Here is an 18,204-nt window from a genome sequence, read left to right as displayed (position 1 = left end):
TATCGTCGGAACGTGCGAAGCCCTCAGCAGATCCTGGCGGAAGCCGCGGTCATCGCGGTGGTCGGGGCGTCCCGCGACCCCGAAAAGCCGTCACACACCGTGCCGTTGCAGATGCAGCGCCACGGCTGGCGGATCATTCCGGTCAACCCGTTCGCGGACGAGCTGTTCGGCGAGAAGGTGTACCGGACGCTCGCCGACATCCCGGAGAAGGTCGATCTTGTCGACGTGTTCCGCCCGGCACACGACGCGGTCGACGTGGTGCGCCAGGCGGTCGCGATCGGGGCACCGGCCGTGTGGCTGCAGCTCGACATCGTCTCGGCCGAGGCACGGCGCATCGCCACGGCGGCCGGGATCGACTACGTGGAGGACCGCTGCCTGGCGGTCGAGCGCGCATTGGGCCAGCTCACCCGACGCCCGGTCGCCTAAGCCGTGCCGGAGTCGCACAAAACCGGACTCGCGCCGGACGAGAGGTTTTCCTACCCTGCGAAGCATGACCGTCCCGGCCACCCCCTCGCCCGGTCCGGAGATCTCGTGACCCGACATGTCCGGGAGGATCTGACCACCAGCGTGAGCAACGTCCAGGCGACGGCGTTGCTGCTCGGGCTCGGCGCGTTCGCGCTGCGGGTGGTCGTGGAGTTCGGCATCGAGCCGATGTCCTGGCGGCTGAGCTTCATGCCCGCGTTCGTGGTCTACGCGGCCGGCGCGGTGACGGCGCTGGCCGTACCATTGCTCGCCTTCACCCGGCTGTGTCCACGGCCGCGACCGGCACCGAGGACGCTGCTGCTCGGCCCGGATCGCGGGCGCCCGGCGTTCGTGACGCCGACCTCGCCGTGGATGGTGGGGCCGTTCGTCATCATGTTGATGTTTCTGGCAGGCAACGGCTTGGCCACCGACCGCGCGCCCGACGGCGAGGTGAGCATCTCGGCGGCCGGCTGGGCGCAGACGCTGGCGACCGTCGCCGTGATCTTTACGGTCGCGGGCTGGACGCTCTTCCGCGGCCCGCGGGTGGAGCTGCGGCCGGGCGGGCTGCTCGTGCGAAGCCTGCGCACCCAGCTGGTGCGCTGGGAAGCCGTGCTCGCGAGCGGGCCGCCGGCGCCGGTGGAAAAGCCTCGGCAGATCTCACTGCTGGTGCGCAGGCAGTCACCTGAGTACGGCGCGTACGTGGTGCGAATCCTCCACCGCTGGCTCGCCGTCGACGGCGCTTTTCTGGCCGGCGCGATCCGCCACTACGTCGACAATCCCCAGCACCGGGCCGAGATCGGCACGCGGCAGGAGCTCGACCGCTTGGTCGCCGCGTTGGATCTCCAACCTTGACGTCGATCAGGTTTTTGACAGCGCGGTGGTGGATCGGCCCCATCTGTGCCGTTCGTACATGTAAAACTCTTCGGGTGACGTTCCCGCCAGCCGACGAGCCGTCGCAGCAGCAGCAGCGGCGCGCGGCGATCTACGGGCGGGCCAACCAGGCATCCGCGCACTACCGCCCGCTCCGCAAGGGCCGGCCGGTGCCCGACTCGACGCCCCTGCCCGGTCCGTCGTCGCGCGCGGGGAGGAGGGGCAGCCGGCGCAGGTTCGTGCTGTTCGTGGTGGCGCTCGTGGTCGCGCTCGCGCTCGGCACCACGGTCTTCGGGGTGGTGCTCGCCAACCCCGCACCCTTGGCACAGGCGCCGCAGGGCCCCACGCGCGAGGTGCCCGAGCCGGCGATCCAGCCACCACCGTCGACGGGACGCGGCGCGCCGGCCGAGCGCGTGCCACCGGCCGGGGGCAAGTCCGGCTCCCCGCCAGAGATCTCCACGACAGCGCCCGGCGCCAACCCGACCACCGCCGCCGCCCAGGTGGGCGCCTCGGCCCCCACCTCCGCTTCGGCCGCGCCACAGACGCCCACGACGGTGTACTACCAGAACTGCAACAAGGCCCGTCAGGCTGGCGCGGCGCCGCTCTATCCGGGCGACCCTGGCTATTCGGCCAAGCTCGACAAGGACGGCAACGGCATCGCCTGCGACGAGAAGGAGAAGAAGGAACGCGGCTAGGAGACCCGTTCCTCCCGCGGCCCTTGCCTCTTGGCGGCGGCCGCTAAGGAGTTGGCCGACCGCGGAGGGTGAGGCCGCGGGAGCAACGGTCCGGACCACCGCGGACATCGCGGTAGCTCGCATCTGTTTCGGGGTTAAGGCTTCTGAAGGCCGAGAAGGTCGCGGGTCGTCAGGCGCGGTACTCCTTGAGCAGGCCGCGCGAAATGATCGTCTTCTGGATCTCCGAGGTGCCTTCGCCGATCAGCAGGAACGGCGCTTCGCGCATGAGGCGCTCGATCTCGTACTCCTTGGAGTAGCCGTAGCCGCCGTGGATGCGGAACGCCTCCTGCACCACCTCGGCGCAGTACTCGGACGCGAGCAGCTTGGCCATGCCGGCCTCGACGTCGTTGCGGGCGCCGGAGTCCTTGAGGCGGGCGGCGTTGACCATCAGGGCGTGCGCCGCCTCGATCTTCGTACCCATCTCGGCGAGCTTGAACGCGATCGCCTGGTGCTTGGCCAGCGGCGCGCCGAAGGTCTGGCGCTGCTGGGCGTACGCGACGGCGAGTTCGAAAGCGCGGATGGAGATGCCGCAGGCGCGCGCGGCCACGTTGACGCGGCCCACCTCGATGCCGTCCATCATCTGGTAGAAGCCGCGGCCCACGCCGGCCTCGCCACCGAGCACAGTGGATGGTGGTACGCGCACGCCGTCGAGGATCATCTCGGTGGTCTCGACGCCCTTGTAGCCCATCTTGTCGATCTTTGCGGGGATGGTGAGGCCGGGCGCGGTCTCGCCGAAGCCGGGCTCCTTCTCCAGCAGGAAGGTCGTCATGTTGCCGTACACGGACTCGGCGCCGGTCTCCGTCTTTACGAGCGTGGCGACGACGGAGGAGTACGCGCCGTTGGTCAGCCACATCTTCTGTCCATTGAGGACATAGTCGGCGCCGTCGCGGACCGCCTTGGAGCGGATGGCCGCCACGTCCGAGCCGCAGCCGGGCTCCGACATGGAGAACGCGCCGCGCACCTCGCCGGTCGCCATCCGCGGCAGCAGGGCGGCCTTCTGCTCGGGGTGCCGTGGTGCGAGATGAGGTACGCGACGATGAAGTGCGTGTTGACGATCCCGGAGATCGACATCCAGCCGCGGGACAGCTCCTCCACCACGAGCGCGTACGTGAGCAGCGACTCGCCCAGCCCGCCGTGCTCCTCGGCGATCGTGAGACCGAAGAGTCCCATCTCCCGCATGCCGTCGACGATGTCAGCTGGATACTCATCCGCGTGCTCCAACCGCTGTGCGTGCGGGATGATCTCCTTATCGGCGAACTCGCGAACGGTTTCCAGAATGGCGCGCTGGACGTCGGTCAGACCGGGCGTCTGGGCGAGGCGGGCCATGGGTGCCTCCGGATCCTGTCATTTCCGGGTCCCGTTCGTTACCGGCTGGTAACTGAACGCTTGCTCAGTATGCTCCGATCGACGGCGCCGCGGGACGTGTGTGAAAAGGTTCACCGGGCCTAGTAGCGTGCCGGGGGACAAGGAGGCAAACAGAATGACCGACCCGTACCAGCCGCACCAGCCTTACGACCCTAATCAGCCGCAGCAGCCGTACTCGGATCCGTACGGTGCGCAGCAGCCCGGGTCCCCGGCCGCGCCGTACGGCAGCCAGCCGCCCGGATCTCCGGGCCGTCCTACGGCAGCCAGCCTGGCTCGCCCGCCGCGCCGTACAGCGGCCAGCCCTACACCGGGCAGCCGTACTCGGGTCAGGAGTACGGGAGCCAGCCGTACGGGGGGCAGTACAGCACTCCGCAGTACGGCGCTCAGGGATACGGCTCGCCGCAGTACCCGACGACCGGCTACCCGGCCCAGTCGAGCAGCACGAACGTGATGGCGATCCTGTCGCTGGTGTTCGCGTTCGTCTTCGCTCCGGTGGGCATCGTGCTCGGCCACATCGCGAAGAAGCAGATCAAGGAGCGCGGCGAGCAGGGCAGTGGCCTGGCCACCGCCGGTCTCGTGCTCAGCTACATCTTCACCGGTGTGACGCTGGCCTTCTGCTGCATCGGCGTGATCGCTGCCATCGCCAGCGGTGACGGCAGCGGCACCACGTACTGACCGGCTCCGGCCGCCGGCGCGGTCCGGGCTCGTCGCTGCGCTCCTCGGCTCGGACCTTGCCAGCCGGGGGCGCCGCCACGGGCCTAGACGATCTATTCCAAGGGGTCAGTGGTCGTAGGCGGTCAGTGAGCGCATGATCGGTTGGCCGGTGTGCCAGTTATGCCAGATGGCTGCGGTCAGGGCGAGGAGGCGTTGCAGGACGCGGATGGCGACGCCGGCGGGGGTTCGGCCGCCGTGGCGTTCGAGGTTGAGTTGGTCTTTGAGGGTGTCGTTGACCGACTCGATGTTCTGCCGGACGGCGCGGAGCAGGGTCTTTCCGGGTCGTGGCGGGTCGGTGCGGTACGCGGGCCGGATGACCTCGATGGTGGCTTCGTTGAGCCAGTCTTCGGTACGGCGGTCGCGGTAGCCCTTGTCCACGACCAGGATCAGACCGTCGGGGTGGTGGAACATGGCCGGTTGCAAACAGATCAGGTCGACCAGTACGTCACGCTCGTCGGCCTTCGGGTTGGTCAGGGCGAATGCGACGGGTAGGCCGTGCACGGTGGTGACCAGGTGTAGGCGCAGGCCCCAGAATCTGCGGGAGTGGGAGGCGCAGTAGCCGTATCCGGCCCAGCCGGCCAGGTCGGAGTTTTGGGTGGTGGTGCGGGAGGTGCCGCACTGCACTGGGGTGGAGTCGGCCAGGCGGATCGGGTGGTGCCACAGGTCGGTGTCGGCGGCCAGCAGCGCGATCAGGTGTGCCAGTTGGGTGGTCAGGGCACGTAGGCGTTTGTTGTAGCCGGGCTGTTTGGGCAGGTACGGGAACAGGTGCCCGATGTCCTTGCGGGCCCGGCGTAGCCACCGGGTCTCGTGGTGGTGGCCGAGCAGCACCTGCAGCACCGCGACGGTGATCAGTTCCGCATCGGTGATCTTCGGGTCGATGCCGACCGTAGGTCGGTACCGGTTGAGCTGCGGGGACGCCTTCAACTCGTCGTCGATCTTCACGTACAGTGCGGTGGCGAGGGTGTCCAGATCGACGTGCACGTGGCCTCCATGGTCATCGTTGCTCAGCAACGTCGATCATGGACGCCCTCGTCTTCGCTTGCTGCCCCGTACCCCCCTTGGAATAGATCGTCTAGCGGAACTGCGCCTCGCGCACGCTGTTGCCCCCGTCGACGACGAGCATCTGCCCGGTGATGTACGACGCGGCGGGCGAGCAGAGGAACGTGATGGCGGCGGCGACCTCGTCCGGCGTGCCCGGCCGCCCGATCGGCGTGCCCAGACCCTGCTTGAGCTCGGCCACCGTGGACGCCGCGGTGTAGATCGTGCCCGGCGCGACCGCGTTTACCGTCACGCCGTCGGCGACCATCTCCATGGCCAGCGCCCGGGTGAGCCCGACCACGCCGGCCTTGGCCGCCGCGTACGCCGCTTCGGTGGGCAGCGCGTTGATCGGGCCGGCGGTGGCGGCGAGGTTGACGATGCGTCCCCAGCCACGCTCGGCCATACCGCCGATGAACGCCCTGCTGCACAGGAACGCCGTGGTCAGGTTGCGGTCGATCTCGGCACGCCACTCGTCGAACGTGAGCTGCGCGACCGGCCGCAGCACCTCCGGGCTGGTGCGGCTGGCGAGGCCGGCGTTGTTGACCAGCACCTCGACGTCGCCCAGCTGCTCGGCGATCGCGTCGGCCAGCGCTCCCACCTCGGACTCGTCTGTCAGGTCGGCGACGAACCCGGTGGCGCTCAGCTCTGACGCGCGCTCGTGGATGCGGCGCGTGGTCGACACGATCGCCACCCGCGCGCCGAGGTCGACAAGCCTGCGGGCGGTCGCGTACCCGATACCGTCCGCGCTGCCTGCGCCGGTGACCAGCGCAACCCGACCGTCGAGGCGGAGCGAGCCGTAGTCGGGCACAGGGGTGGTCGCGTCGTCGTCCATGCCCGCGATCCTGCCCGGTCCGTCCGACATGGGCAACGACGGGGGTACCCCAAGGAGTGGTCGGGTGCGACTACCCTGACGGCCACCCCCTACCACGGAGATCGCGATGACGTACCAACAGCCCGGTAACTGGAGCGATCCTTCCTGGCCGTCTCAGGCCGGACAGCCGCAGGACCCGGGCTACCCCGTGAGCGGCCAGCCGATCCCACAGGGGTACGCCGCACCTCCGCAGGGGTACGCGGCGCCGATGTACCCGGGGTACGCCCCGTACCCGCCGTCGCCGCCCACCAACGGCATGGCGATCGCCGCGCTGGTCTGCTCACTGGCCGGCATCGCGACGTGCATCAGCGCGCCGGTGGGTGCCATCCTCGGCCACATCGCGCGCAAGCAGATCCGCGAGCGCGGCGAGGGGGGCGACGGCCTGGCGCTGGCCGGCATCATCGTCGGCTGGATCCTGACCGGACTGCTCGTGCTGGTCATCGCCTTCTACGTCGTCATCATCATTCTCGCGATCAACAGCGAGAGCGGCACGACGTACTGAGGCTCAGCCCTCGGGTGGTGTGAAGGAGGTCGTGCGGCTCATCCCGGCCGCGCGCCCCTTGGCCGCGATGACCAACGCCATCTTCCGCGACGCCTCGTCGATCATCTCGTCACCGAGCATCACCGCACCCAGCCGGCCACCCGCCTCCGACGTGTAGAACTCGTACGCGTCCAGGATCAACTCGGCATGGTCATAATCCGCCTGAGCCGGCGAGTACACCTCGTTCGCCGCGTCGATCTGACCCGGGTGCAACACCCACTTACCGTCAAACCCCAACGCCGCCGACCGCTTCGCCACCTCACGAAACCCATCCACATCCCGGATCTGCAGGAACGGGCCATCGATCGCCTGCTTGTCATGCATCCGCGCAGCCATCAAGATCCGCATCAGGATGTAGTGATACGGATCCCCCGGATACTCCGGAATCAACGCACCCACCACCAACGAACGCATGTTGACACTCGCCATGAAATCCGCCGGCCCGAAAATCACCGTCTCCACCCGAGGCGAAGCCCCCGCGATCGCATCCACATTCACCAGACCAGCCGCATTCTCGATCTGCGCCTCGATCCCGATCCGCCCCACCTCCAAACCCAACGCCTTCTCGATCTGCGTCAACGTCAAATCCAGCCACTGCACATGAGACGCCGACTGCACCTTCGGCAACATCACACAGTCAAGGCTCGCCCCCGCCCCTCGACCACCTCCACCACATCCCGATACGTCCACGGCGTCGTCAAATCATTGACCCGCACCACCCGCGTCCGCCCACCCCAGTCACCCTCGTTCAACGCCGCCACCACGTTCTTACGCGCATCCGGCTTCGCCAACGGCGCGACCGCATCCTCCAAATCCAAAAACACCTGATCCGCCGGCAAACCCGAGCCTTCTCAAGCATCTTCACGCTCGAACCCGGCACCGCCAGGCAGGAGCGGCGCGGGCGTCCAGCTGCGACCATCGGACGGCTCCTTAGCGATCGGTAAGGTGCGTGACTACCCAACGGTAACGTCGGCCGCCGACCGGCGAGAACCAACCTGTGGAAGATCTCTCACCCGCGCGGTCACACCACCGGCTCCGCGGGGCGGCGGAGCGTCCGCGCGCTGCCGAGCACGACCACTGCGACGCCCGCGACGAGCAGGGCGAGGCCGGGGTACGCGGCGGCGCGCGGCACCTGCCCCAGCCAGAGCCAGGCGATCAGCGCCGAGCCGGGCACCTCGAGCAGCACCAGCATGCTGACCGTGGTCGCGGAGACCTTGTGCAGCGCGTAGTTGAACATCGAGTGCCCCAGCAGCTGCGCCCCCAGCACGATGCCGAGGATGGCGAGCCAGGTCGTGTGGCCGTACCCGCCGAGTTGGACGCCGCCGACCAGGCAGACGACCAGCATCGTGGCGGCGCAGACCGAGTAGCAGACGAGGGTGTACGCGGTGGTGGTCAGCGTCGTGCGGGCCCGCTCCCCGAGCGAGGTGTAAACGGCGATCGAAACCGCGCCGGCCAGCGCCAGCAGGTCGCCGGCGAGCGCACGGCCGGAGGAGCCGACGTCGGCTCCGGTGGCGATGATCGCGCCGGTGACCGCGATGCCGATCCCGATCCAGGTGGTCGGCGGCAGGCGCCGCCCCTGTGCGAGCGCGAGCAGCCCCTGCCATACCGGCTGGGTGGCGACGAGTGCGGTCGCGGTGGCCACCGAGGTGAGCTGGGCGCTCGGCATCCAGGTGGCGAAGTGTGCGGCGAGCGCGAGGCCGGCCAGCGCGCTGTACCGCAGCTCCCGCCGGCGGTCGCCGGTGATCATGTCCCGCAGCTCCGCACGGCGGCTCACGAGTGCGGCGGGACCCAGCACGCCGACGGCGAGGAAGTTGCGCCAGAAGGCGATGGCGAGGGCGGGTGCGGCCGCGTACGCGATGAGGGGTGCCGACGAGGAGACGGCGACCACGGCGAGCCCGATCGCCGCCAGCGTGAGGGGATCAAGGCGGTGATGCACGGTGGTTTATCCTCACACGTAACTTGTTGCAGTGATCTCATTACTAACAGTGGCTGACAGTTCCTCCGTCGTGATCCAGATACGCTCGCCCGATCCGTGCCCCGGAATGCTCAGAGGACACATTGGAGGCTGATTCATCGTGTCCGCGTACCGTGCGGTGCTTTTTGATTTTTTTGGGACCTTGACCATTTCTGTGCGGCGAGGCCCCGCGCACAGGGCGGTCGCGGAGGCCCTGGGCTGCGACCCGGACGCGCTGGTCGAGGTGCTCGACCGCTCGTACTACGACCGTGCCCGAGGTGGGTACGGCTCGGCGGAGGAGACGATGCGCTGGCTTGCGGTGCAGGTCGGCGTCTGGCCCTCGCGGCGACGGGTGCGGACCGCGCTGGCCGCCCGGTGGGCCGCGATGAGTGCCGACACCGTGCTGCGCCCGGACGCGGTGGCGACACTGCGCGCGCTGCGCCATCGCGGCCTGCGTACGGCGGTCGTGAGCGACTGCACCCACGAGCTGCCGGAGCTGCTGCCCGCGTTGCCGGTGGCCGGCCTGCTGGACGCCTGCGCGTACTCCGTCCAGATCGGAGCGTGCAAGCCGCACCACGCGATCTACCTGGAGGCGTGCGCGCGGTTGGGCGCGCCACCGAGCGAGTGCCTTTATGTCGGCGACGGCGGCAGCCAGGAGCTGACCGGGGCGGTCGAGCTCGGGATGACCGCCGTGCGGCTCGACGCGCCCGACCTCTCGCACCACCTCGTCTTCAACCCCGAGCCGGAGTGGGCCGGTCCGACGGTTACCGCGCTGTGGGAGCTGGTACGGATGGTCGACCGTACGCCGGTGCCGGTCGGCTGACGCACGACTTTGCGGCATGATGCCCATATGGCGGATCCGCTGGTGAGCGAGGCGTTGAAGAAGGCGGCCGTCGCGTGGGTGTCCGTCGACGGCGGCCCGGCCCTCGCGCTGTGGTGCATGCCGATCGACGACGCGCTCTACATCGTGAGCGGCCGGGGCGAGCAGGACGCGCCCGGCCTCGCCTACGCGGAGGAGGCGCGGGTGAGCCTGCGCGGCGACCACGGCGGGCGGATCGTGACGTGGCCGGCCGAGGTCACCCGCGTCGACCCGCGCAGCGAGGAGTGGACCACCGTGGCGCCCCAGCTCGCCGCCAAGCGGCTGAACGCGCCCGGCACCGCCACCGCCCTGGTCGAGCGGTGGGCCGCCGAGTGCAGCGTCAACCGGCTGGTGCCCGCCGGCGACCCGGAGGAGCCGGGCGACGCGTCCGAGGCGGCGCCGCCGCGCGAGTCGCCTGCCGCGCGGCCGGCGAAGCGCCCCTTCCGCCTGCACCGCGTCCGCGGCGCCCGGCGCTGAGCCTCAGGGGATCGTGATCCGGCCCTCAGCTACCGGCACGACCTGACCGGTCACGGTCGCCCGCACCGCCACGCCACCCTCGGCCGCCACCGTGCACTCCAGTGTGGACGGACGTTGGATCTCGGTGCCCTGGAGCACCGTGTACGGCGACACGCCCTCGCCGGGCAGCAGCCCGTTCGCCACGAGCCACACGCCGAGCCCGAGCGCGGCCGAGCCGGTGGCCGGATCCTCCACCACGCCGACGCCGGGGCCGAACATCCGCACGTGCGCGCGGCTCGTGGCCGCGTCCCACCCGACGATCAGCACGTCGTCGATACCCTCGCGAACCGCAGCGCCATGGTCGAGCACCGCACGGGCGACGGCGTCCGGACGCACGGCCAGGTACGGGAACTCGATGCCGCACCCAGCCATCCGCGGCGCCGGGCCGACGAAGTCCGCCGCGGTCAGGCCGGCGACGGCGAGCAGGGGCGCGGGGTCGAGTTCGGGACCGATCGAGGGTACGCCGCCGGTGAGCGTGGCCCGGCCGTCCGCGGTCACCTCGATCGGCAGCAGGCCGGCGCCGCACTCCTGGATCACCCGCCCTGGCCCGCCGGCCTGTACGACGGCCGCGCCGACGCTGGGATGACCGGCGAACGGCAGCTCCACCTTCGGCGTGAAGATCCGCGCGCGGTAGGTGGCCGCGTCCGGGTCGGTGGGCGGCAGGATGAACACGGTCTCCGAGAGGTTGAACTCCCGCGCGATGGCCAGCAGCTGCTCGGTGGCCAGCTCATGAGCGCCGAAGACCACGGCGAGCGGGTTGCCCGCGAAAGCCCGGTCGGTGAACACGTCCACGATCTGGTAGTCCAAGGTCGACATGCCTCCGCAGCCTATGGCACTACGCTGAGCAGGTGACCACGGCGACCAGGGTGTACGTCGCCCGGCTCGCCGGGCTCCCCGTGTTCGACCCGAACGGTGACCAGGTCGGTCGGGTCCGGGACGCGGTTGTGCGGCTGCGCACCACCAACCGGCCACCGCAGGTCGTCGGCCTGGTGGCGGAGATGCCGCTGCGCCGCCGCATCTTCCTGCCGATGGGTCGCGTCACCTCGATCGACACGGACGCCGTGGAGCTCGGCACCGGCACGCTCAACCTGCGCCGCTTCGAAAAGCGCCCAAACGAGCTACTGGTGCTCGAAGACCTGCTGGACCGGCGCGTCACGATCGAGCCGGACGAGGTGCCGGGCGTCGTCGTCGACGTGGCGATGGAGGCCAACCGGGGCGGCGAGTGGTCGCTGGTACGCGTCGCCGTGCGCGAGCAGACCGGCCGCCTCACCCGCCGCCGCGGGCACCTGCGCGAGGTCGACTGGGCGCGGGCGCGCGGGTTGATCGGGGTACCGGACACGCAGGGTACGGCCAACCTGCTCGCGCTGCTCGAAGGCATGCGCCCCGCCGACCTGGCCAACGCGCTGCAGGACATGACCGACGGGCGGCGCAACGAGGTGGCCGCCGCCCTCGACGACGAACGCCTCGCCGACGTGCTGGGTGAGCTGCCCGAGCACGACCAGGTGGGCATCCTCGCCGCGCTCGACCGTGAGCGGGCGGCCGACGTGCTGGAGGAGATGGACCCGGACGACGCGGCCGACCTGCTCGCCGAGCTACCCCGCGCCGAGCAGGAGGTGCTCTTCGAGCTGATGGAGCCGGAGGAGGCCGATCCGGTCCGCCAGCTGATGAAGTACCAGAAGGGGACGGCCGGCAGCGTGATGACGTCGGAGCCGGTGATCCTCACCCCGGACAGCACGGTGGCCGAGGCGCTGGCCCGCATCCGCGAGCCGCAGCTGCCGCCCGCCGTGGCCGCGCAGATCTTCGTCACCCGCGCGCCGATGGCCACCCCCACCGGGCGATATCTGGGCATCGTGCACTTCCAGCGGCTGCTCCGGGAGCCGCCCGCCGAGATACTCGGTGGGGTGCTGGACAGCGGCATCGACCCGCTACGGCCGGAGACGCCGCTGGTGGAGGTGACCCGGCGGATGGCGACGTACGACCTTGTCGCGCTGCCGGTGGTGGACAGCGCCAACCGGCTGGTCGGCGCGGTCACCGTCGACGACGTCCTCGACCACTCCCTGCCGCCGGACTGGCGTGACCGGGACACCCCGCCGGGAGGCGACGGTGGCTGACACACACCGCCCCGGCCGTTTGGACCAGCCCCGCGAGCCGCGCCGGGTCCGCTTGCCGCGCTTCAACCCGGAGTCGTTCGGGCAGTGGTCGGAGGGCATCGCCCGGTACATGGGCACGGCGAAGTTCCTGGTCTACATGACCGTGGTGATCCTGCTGTGGATCGGCTGGAACGCGCTGGCGCCGGCGAGCCTGCGCTTCGACCCGTACACGTTCACGTTCCTGACGCTGGTGCTGTCGCTGCAGGCGTCGTACGCGGCGCCGCTGATCCTGCTCGCGCAGAACAGGCAGGCCGACCGCGACCGCGTGGCCTTGGAGCAGGATCGGCGGCGGGCGGAGATGCAGAAGGCGGACACGGAGTACCTGGCGCGCGAGATCGCGGCGCTGCGGATCGCACTTGGGGAGGTCGCGACCCGCGACTTCGTCCGTTCCGAGCTGCAGCGGCTCGGCGAGGAAATCGCGGAGTCGCAGAAACGTGCCCGCAAGGCCACGAAGAAGAAGGTGCCGTCCGAGCCGTATGACGAGCTGGACAGCGACGCCCCCTGATCGGCGTTCTCACGCTTGGCCTGGAAAGGGTGGCGCCGCGCGCCCGCACTGAGGCGCTGTGGCCGGGCGGGCGGCGTTCTTCGCGCGTGTCCTGGAAAGGGTGGCGCCGCGCGCCCCAAGGGGCCAGGCGCGCGGCGTTCTTCAACGATCGTCGCACCTGGAGGGGTACGGAGTCCAGCCGGAAACCGACAATATCCAAAAAGACCACACAGGGCCGACGAGTGACTTAAAATGCACGCCTTTGGGCGCCGAGGCCTGCCGGGCGGCGGTTTCGGTCGACGTAGCATGGCGTACATGTCCGCACCGGTAAGCACCATCGAGGAAGCGGTGCAGGCCGCTCTCGCCACCGTCGACGACCCGGAGATCCGCCGGCCGATCACCGATCTCGGCATGGTCCGTTCGGCCACCGTCGACGAGTCCGGCGCGGTAAAGGTCGAGTTGCTGCTCACGGTCGCTGGGTGCCCGTTGCGCGACAAGCTCCGCACCGACATCACGGCCGCGGTGAGCGCGGTGCCGGGCGTGACAGCCGTCGAGATCGACTTCGGCGTGATGAGCACGGAGCAGCGGCAGGAGTTGCAGACCCGGCTGCGTGGCGGCGCCACGCCCGAGCCGGTGATCCCGTTTGCCCAGCCAGGCGCGCGCACCCGGGTGTACGCGGTGGCAAGCGGCAAGGGCGGCGTCGGCAAGTCCAGCGTGACGGTCAACCTGGCGGCCGCGCTGGCCGCCCGCGGCCTCTCGGTCGGCGTGGTCGACGCGGACATCTACGGGCACTCGGTGCCCCGCATGCTCGGCGCGGACGGCAAGCCCACCCGGGTGGAAGACATGATCATGCCGCCGCAGGCGCACGGTGTGAAGGTCATCTCGATCGGCATGTTCACCGCCGGCAACGCGGCGGTCGTCTGGCGCGGGCCGATGCTGCACCGGGCCCTCCAGCAGTTCCTCGCCGACGTGTACTGGGGCGATCTCGACGTGCTGCTGCTCGACCTGCCCCGGGCACCGGCGACGTGGCGATCTCGCTGGCGCAGCTGCTGCCCAACGCCGAGATCCTGGTGGTGACCACCCCGCAGACCGCGGCCGCCGAAGTGGCCGAGCGGGCCGGCGCGATCGCGCTGCAGACCCACCAGCGCCTGGTCGGTGTGGTGGAAAACATGTCGTGGCTGGAGCTGCCCAACGGCGAGCGGATGGAGATCTTCGGCGCGGGCGGCGGTGCCACCGTGGCCGAGTCGCTGACCCGCGTGATGGGCGCCCAGGTGCCGCTGCTGGGCCAGATCCCGCTCGACACCCGCGTGCGGGAGGCCGGCGACGCGGGTCGACCGATCGTGCTGGATGCGCCGGAAGCGCCCGCTTCTGTCGCGTTGCGGCAGGTGGCCGACCGCTTGGCGGTGCGCCGCGAGTCGCTGGTGGGCAGGCCGCTGGGGCTCCGCCCGTCCCGCTAGATCGTGTAGGGGCGGGCGCTCAGGTCGCGTCGACGTCGAAGCGGTGCTGCCGCGTGGCCGGGGTCGACGCGGGCGCGGGCGTGCTGGCCGGCGTGCGGATGTCGGCCGAGGCGGCCACGTCCTTGATCTCGTCCTTGACGCCGTTGAGGTCGGTCTTGACGGTGTCGTAGATCCCCCGCAGCGGCTTGCGCAGCGCCTCCTCGTCTTCCTCACTGAGCAGGTGCTTGCGGATGAACGCCTTGGGGTGCAGGTCTTCGAGCTGGATGTCCGTGCCCAGCTCCCGACTGAGGTCGCCGGTGGCGTTTCGGGCCATGTTGCGCAGGTTGCGCACCATGCGAAGGCCGTCGGAGATCACGTTGGGCAGCTTGTCACCGAAGATGAGCAGCGCGAGCAGCAGGAGGGCGCCGATCTCCCACCAGTTGAGGTTTTCGAACACGCCAGGGACCCCTCTCCACGCGCCGGCGGCCGAGGACCCCCGCCGGCAACAGGGAAACCCTACTTCGCATCCGCCGCCAGCGTCACTGACGCATTCTGCTTTGAACTGCCCCTGCGGTACTCGACGGTGACCACCGCGCCCGGAGCGTACTTGCGGACGAGGGCGATCAGGTCGGTGGCCTGCTCGACCGGCCGTCCGTCGAGCTTGGTGACCACGTCGCCGGCGCGGAGCCCGGAGGCGGCCGCGGGGCCACCGGCGTCGACGGCGGTGAGGCGGGCGCCTCCGCCCGGGTTGCGGCCACTGCCGTCCACCTGGGCGCCGATGACCGTCCGGCGCGCCTTGCCGGTGTCGATGATGTCCTGGGCCACCCGCTTGGCCTGGTTGATCGGGATGGCGAACGCGAGGCCGATGTTGCCGGCCTGCTCCTCGTCGGCCGCCAGCGACTTGATCACCGAGTTGACGCCCACGACCCGGCCGCCGCTGTCGACCAGCGGACCACCGGAGTTGCCCTGGTTGACCGCGGCATCGGTCTGGATGGCCGCGTAGTAGCGCACCTGGCCGCCTGGCTCGCCGGACTGGATCGTCCGGTCGAGCGCGCTGACGATGCCGGCGGTAACGGTGTTGGCGAGCGCGAGCGGCGACCCGAACGCGAGCACCGGGTCGCCGACCGCGATGGCCTCCGAGTCACCGAACTCGACTGGTACGAGGTTGGGCCGCGACACCTTGATGACCGCTATGTCCGATTCCGCGTCATGTCCCACGATCGAGCCGGAGGCGGTCGCGCCGTCGTTGAAGACGACCGTGGCGCCGCCCGTCGCGCCTTCGACGACGTGGTCGTTCGTGATCACGTACCCGTCGGCGGTGGCCACGAAGCCGGACCCGATGCTGGTCCCTCCCTTGGTGGCCGCGCGGACGGTCACGACGCTGGGCGCCACCCGCTCGGCCACGCCCGCGAGCGAGTCCGGTGGGCGCTGGGCGACCGCAGGCGCCTCGCCGTTTGGCCCGCTGCCCAGCACGGTGCCCCCGCCGACTCCCCCGCGCAGGGCGAGCGCGTACCCAAGGGAGCCGCCGAGCGCGCCGGCGAGCAGCGCCGAGAAGATCGCGATCAACAGCACCGATGTCAGGCCGCGCCGCGACGCGGCGGCCGGGTCGGTGACCGGCTCGGGTGCGGCGCCCGGACTCGGCGGCGTCGGCAGGACCACGGCGGCCGGTGCGCGCGGGTCGCGCCAGGGGTCGCCCAGAGCGTCGGACCACCAGGGTGAACCGGCAGCATGAGGGGTCACCGGCGGCCTCGCCGACGGCGACGAAGTCGCCGGCGTCGCGGTGCCGTCGGGCTGGTGCCAGTGCCAGCCGTCCGTCACGTTCGCTGCCTCCCAGTCGGTACTTCGGTTCATCCAGGATGGCACGGATATCAGAGATGGGGCGGGTGGGTGGGAAGGATAGGAACGGAAGCATTCAGCCGATGCGCCGGGTCCCGTTGCGATACCCGCGCCCGTAGGCTGATACCTCGACCGACACCCGGCATACCCCGACCGACATCCCCGCAGCAGGAGGTCCACCATCGCCACGGTCGCACGCTTCGGTGGTCTGTCGACCACTCAGGCACTCCAGTTCGCCGAGGGGTACGTCGCCGAGGACATCGTCCTGCAGACCGCGCGCACGCTCGCCCGTGAGGTGGGGCTGGAGCCGGTCGCGCCCGGCGCGGGGGCCGCACTGCGGCTGCTCGCGGCGGCCGGTGGTGCCCGAGCGGTGGTCGAGATCGGCACCGGCACCGGCGTGAGCGGCGTGTGGCTGCTGCGCGGCATGAGGCCAGACGGAGTGTTGACGACGATCGACCTGGAAAGCGAGCACCAGCGCATCGCGCGGCGGATATTCCAGGAGGCGGGCTTCGCGCCCTCGCGCACCCGGATCATCGCCGGCCGCGCGCTGGACGTGCTCCCCCGGCTGGCCGACGGCGCGTACGACATGATCTTTGTGGACGCCGACCCCGCTGAGTTCGGCGCCTGCGTCGACGCCGCCCTCCGGCTGCTCCGCCCGGCGGGCGTGCTCGCGCTCAACGGCGCGCTGGCCGGCGGCCGCATCGGCGACCCGGCCGCGCGCGACCTCGACACCGTGACGATCCGCGAGGTGGTGAAGGCGGTGCGGGAGAGCGAGGAGTGGATACCGGCGCTGCTCCCCGCCGGCGACGGCCTACTCGCCGCCGTCAAGCACGCCTGACGCCGCGGTCTACGCCGCGGGCAGGGTGGCGAGCCAGCGCATCAGCGTCCGTACGCCCCAGCCGGTCGCGCCCTTCGCCAGTACCCCGTCGGCGCTGTCCGACCAGGACGGCGCCGACATGTCCACGTGCACCCAGCGATCCCGCAGGTCGCCCACGAACTCGCGCAGGAACAGGGCGGCGGTCACCGAGCCGGCGCCGCGGTCCGGCGCGCTGTAAAGGTCGGCGACGTCGCTGCCGAGGTACTCCACGTAGTCGGCCGCCAGCGGCATCCGCCACGCCTGCTCGCCAGCCTCTTCGGCGGCGCCGATCAGGGCGGCGGCCAGCTCGTCGCTCTCGCTGTAGAGCGCCGCGGTGCGCTTGCCGAGGGCCACGGCGTTCGCGCCGGTCAGGGTCGCGAGGTCGATCAGCAGGTCGGGCGAGAGGTGCTCGATGGCGTACGCGAGCGCGTCGGCCAGCACCAGCCGGCCCTCGGCGTCGGAGTTTGTCGTCTCGCTCGTGACCCCGCCGTAGTGGCGCACGATGTCGCCGGGGCGGAACGCCGAGCCGCTCAGCAGATTTTCCGCGAGCGGGGCGAGCGCGGTGACGCGTACCGGCAGGTCCAGGGCAGCGGCACCCAGCGTGGCCGCGATGACCGACGCGGCGCCGCCCATGTCCTTGCGCATGAGCTTCATGCCGTCGACCGGCTTGATCGAGATACCGCCGGTGTCGAACGTGATGCCCTTGCCGACCAGCACCACGTGCGTCACGGCGCCCTCCGGATGCCAGGAGAGCTCGACGAAGCGGGGTGGGCTGGCCGAACCGGCACCCACCGCCAGGATGCCGCCGAAGCCCTCGGAAGCGAGCTGCTCCGGCTCGCGCACCGTGACGCTCAGGCCGGGCCGCCCGCCGACCGCCCCTACCACCTGGTCGGCAAACCAGGCCGGGTTTTTCAGTGACGAAGGGGTGTTGGTGAGGTCGCGGGCCAGTCGGGTGGCGTCGGCCGTGGCCCGCGCGGTGGCGAGCGCCTCGGTGTACCGCTCGGGGTCGCCGACCACCACGGTCACGTCGCGCTCGGCGGCCGGCTCGTCCCGCATCGAGAAGCGGTACGCCGCCAGCAGCAGCCCTTCGGAGAACCCGCGGACGGCCTCCGGCGAGACATCGGCCGGCATGGCTATCGTGATCGACATCTCATCCGCGAACGCCCTGCTCACGGCCGCCCCAGCGGCCCGCCAGCCGCTTTCGTCGCCGGAGCCGGCGTTTACCAGGAGGAGGTGCTCGGGGGTACGCAGAGGGCGGCGCAGCGCCCGCGTCACCCCCGCGTCGCCGTCGAGGTCGCCCAGCAGCTCCGCAGCCTCCGCGCGGGCGTCCTCAGGCAGGTCGTACGCGATCAGCGGCAGCACCGGCCCACCATCCGGGGCGTAAACGGCCAGGGCGACGGCGCGCGCGGCGCCCGACTCAGCCGCGAGGCGGATGGCCGTCACGGTGCTACCTCCAGGTTTACGACAGAGAGACCCGCCGGCACGGACAGCCGCACCGGCGGGCCTTTCGGAACTGGC

At 70.7% G+C, this 18,204-nt stretch carries 17 protein-coding genes and 3 pseudogenes; 11 read left to right on the top strand and 9 right to left on the bottom strand.

The window, feature by feature from the left end:
• Positions 1–12: 12 nt before the first annotated feature.
• The 3 genes from Phou_RS22260 (at position 13) to Phou_RS22250 (ending at position 2,027) form a co-directional block, all read left to right on the top strand.
• Complete coding sequence (locus Phou_RS22260) at positions 13–426, top strand: CoA-binding protein (RefSeq protein WP_173057782.1); 414 nt, start codon at positions 13–15, stop codon at positions 424–426.
• A gap of 105 nt (positions 427–531) precedes the next feature.
• Positions 532–1,314 (top strand): hypothetical protein, encoded by a 783-nt coding sequence (locus tag Phou_RS22255; protein WP_173057781.1) that lies wholly within the window; start codon positions 532–534, stop codon positions 1,312–1,314.
• A 74-nt stretch (positions 1,315–1,388) separates the two neighbouring features.
• Positions 1,389–2,027, top strand: a complete 639-nt coding sequence (locus Phou_RS22250) for an excalibur calcium-binding domain-containing protein (protein ID WP_218579063.1) — start codon at positions 1,389–1,391, stop codon at positions 2,025–2,027.
• A 169-nt stretch (positions 2,028–2,196) separates the two neighbouring features.
• Here Phou_RS22250 and Phou_RS22245 read toward each other — a convergent pair.
• Positions 2,197–3,392 (bottom strand): annotated as a pseudogene (locus tag Phou_RS22245) (acyl-CoA dehydrogenase family protein).
• Positions 3,393–3,881: 489 nt separating this feature from the next.
• Between Phou_RS22245 and Phou_RS55020 the strand changes: the two are divergent.
• Positions 3,882–4,106, top strand: coding sequence for a DUF4190 domain-containing protein (locus Phou_RS55020; RefSeq protein ID WP_308784490.1), 225 nt, complete (start codon positions 3,882–3,884; stop codon positions 4,104–4,106).
• Positions 4,107–4,211: 105 nt separating this feature from the next.
• Here the strand turns inward: Phou_RS55020 and Phou_RS22235 are convergent, their stop codons facing one another.
• Positions 4,212–5,126 (bottom strand): IS982 family transposase, encoded by a 915-nt coding sequence (locus Phou_RS22235; protein WP_173054427.1) that lies wholly within the window; start codon positions 5,124–5,126, stop codon positions 4,212–4,214.
• Between the two features lie 91 nt (positions 5,127–5,217).
• A complete protein-coding gene (locus tag Phou_RS22230) occupies positions 5,218–6,015 on the bottom strand; it encodes an SDR family NAD(P)-dependent oxidoreductase (RefSeq protein WP_246273675.1) in 798 nt (265 codons plus the stop codon).
• A 106-nt stretch (positions 6,016–6,121) separates the two neighbouring features.
• On the opposite strand from Phou_RS22230, the gene Phou_RS22225 reads away from it, so the two are divergent.
• Positions 6,122–6,556, top strand: coding sequence for a DUF4190 domain-containing protein (locus Phou_RS22225; protein WP_173057779.1), 435 nt, complete (start codon positions 6,122–6,124; stop codon positions 6,554–6,556).
• Positions 6,557–6,559: 3 nt separating this feature from the next.
• Here Phou_RS22225 and Phou_RS22220 read toward each other — a convergent pair.
• Together Phou_RS22220 and Phou_RS22215 are read right to left on the bottom strand one after the other, a co-directional pair.
• Positions 6,560–7,514: pseudogene (locus tag Phou_RS22220) on the bottom strand (HpcH/HpaI aldolase/citrate lyase family protein).
• Between the two features lie 102 nt (positions 7,515–7,616).
• Positions 7,617–8,531, bottom strand: a complete 915-nt coding sequence (locus tag Phou_RS22215) for a DMT family transporter (RefSeq protein WP_173057778.1) — start codon at positions 8,529–8,531, stop codon at positions 7,617–7,619.
• A gap of 139 nt (positions 8,532–8,670) precedes the next feature.
• Here Phou_RS22215 and Phou_RS22210 point away from each other — a divergent pair, with 139 nt between their 5' ends.
• Positions 8,671–9,372 carry an HAD family hydrolase gene (locus tag Phou_RS22210; RefSeq protein ID WP_173057777.1) on the top strand — a complete coding sequence of 234 codons (702 nt, stop codon included), beginning with the start codon at positions 8,671–8,673 and terminating at the stop codon, positions 9,370–9,372.
• 27 nt (positions 9,373–9,399) lie between these two features.
• Entirely contained in the window at positions 9,400–9,885 is a 486-nt protein-coding gene (locus Phou_RS22205; RefSeq protein ID WP_173057776.1) for a hypothetical protein, read from the top strand.
• 3 nt (positions 9,886–9,888) lie between these two features.
• On the opposite strand, the gene Phou_RS22200 is transcribed toward Phou_RS22205, so the two are convergent.
• A complete protein-coding gene (locus Phou_RS22200; protein WP_173057775.1) occupies positions 9,889–10,740 on the bottom strand; it encodes a PhzF family phenazine biosynthesis protein in 852 nt (283 codons plus the stop codon).
• 32 nt (positions 10,741–10,772) lie between these two features.
• On the opposite strand from Phou_RS22200, the gene Phou_RS22195 reads away from it, so the two are divergent.
• From Phou_RS22195 to Phou_RS22185, 3 genes and pseudogenes are all read left to right on the top strand, one after another.
• On the top strand, positions 10,773–12,035 hold the full coding sequence (locus Phou_RS22195) for a magnesium transporter MgtE N-terminal domain-containing protein (protein ID WP_173057774.1): 1,263 nt from the start codon (positions 10,773–10,775) through the stop codon (positions 12,033–12,035).
• Entirely contained in the window at positions 12,028–12,579 is a 552-nt protein-coding gene (locus tag Phou_RS22190) for a DUF1003 domain-containing protein (RefSeq protein ID WP_173057773.1), read from the top strand. The genes Phou_RS22195 and Phou_RS22190 overlap by 8 nt, the downstream gene beginning before the upstream one ends.
• Positions 12,580–12,873: 294 nt before the next feature.
• Positions 12,874–14,015 (top strand): annotated as a pseudogene (locus Phou_RS22185) (Mrp/NBP35 family ATP-binding protein).
• Positions 14,016–14,034: 19 nt separating this feature from the next.
• Here the strand turns inward: Phou_RS22185 and Phou_RS22180 are convergent.
• A complete protein-coding gene (locus Phou_RS22180) occupies positions 14,035–14,451 on the bottom strand; it encodes a twin-arginine translocase TatA/TatE family subunit (RefSeq protein WP_173057772.1) in 417 nt (138 codons plus the stop codon).
• Positions 14,452–14,510: 59 nt separating this feature from the next.
• The gene (locus tag Phou_RS22175; protein WP_173057771.1) at positions 14,511–15,845 is read right to left on the bottom strand and encodes a S1C family serine protease; all 1,335 of its coding nucleotides are present in this window, start codon (positions 15,843–15,845) and stop codon (positions 14,511–14,513) included.
• Between the two features lie 193 nt (positions 15,846–16,038).
• Here Phou_RS22175 and Phou_RS22170 point away from each other — a divergent pair, with 193 nt between their 5' ends.
• Positions 16,039–16,668 carry an O-methyltransferase gene (locus tag Phou_RS22170; RefSeq protein WP_173058793.1) on the top strand — a complete coding sequence of 210 codons (630 nt, stop codon included), beginning with the start codon at positions 16,039–16,041 and terminating at the stop codon, positions 16,666–16,668.
• A 9-nt stretch (positions 16,669–16,677) separates the two neighbouring features.
• On the opposite strand, the gene Phou_RS22165 is transcribed toward Phou_RS22170, so the two are convergent.
• Positions 16,678–18,129, bottom strand: coding sequence for a leucyl aminopeptidase family protein (locus Phou_RS22165; protein WP_173057770.1), 1,452 nt, complete (start codon positions 18,127–18,129; stop codon positions 16,678–16,680).
• Between the last annotated feature and the right edge of the window lie 75 nt (positions 18,130–18,204).

It is taken from the genome of Phytohabitans houttuyneae, assembly GCF_011764425.1.
In the GTDB taxonomy this organism is placed as follows: domain Bacteria; phylum Actinomycetota; class Actinomycetes; order Mycobacteriales; family Micromonosporaceae; genus Phytohabitans; species Phytohabitans houttuyneae.
Note: the sequence above shows the minus strand (reverse complement) of the source record. Positions and strands in the feature narration are given on the sequence as shown.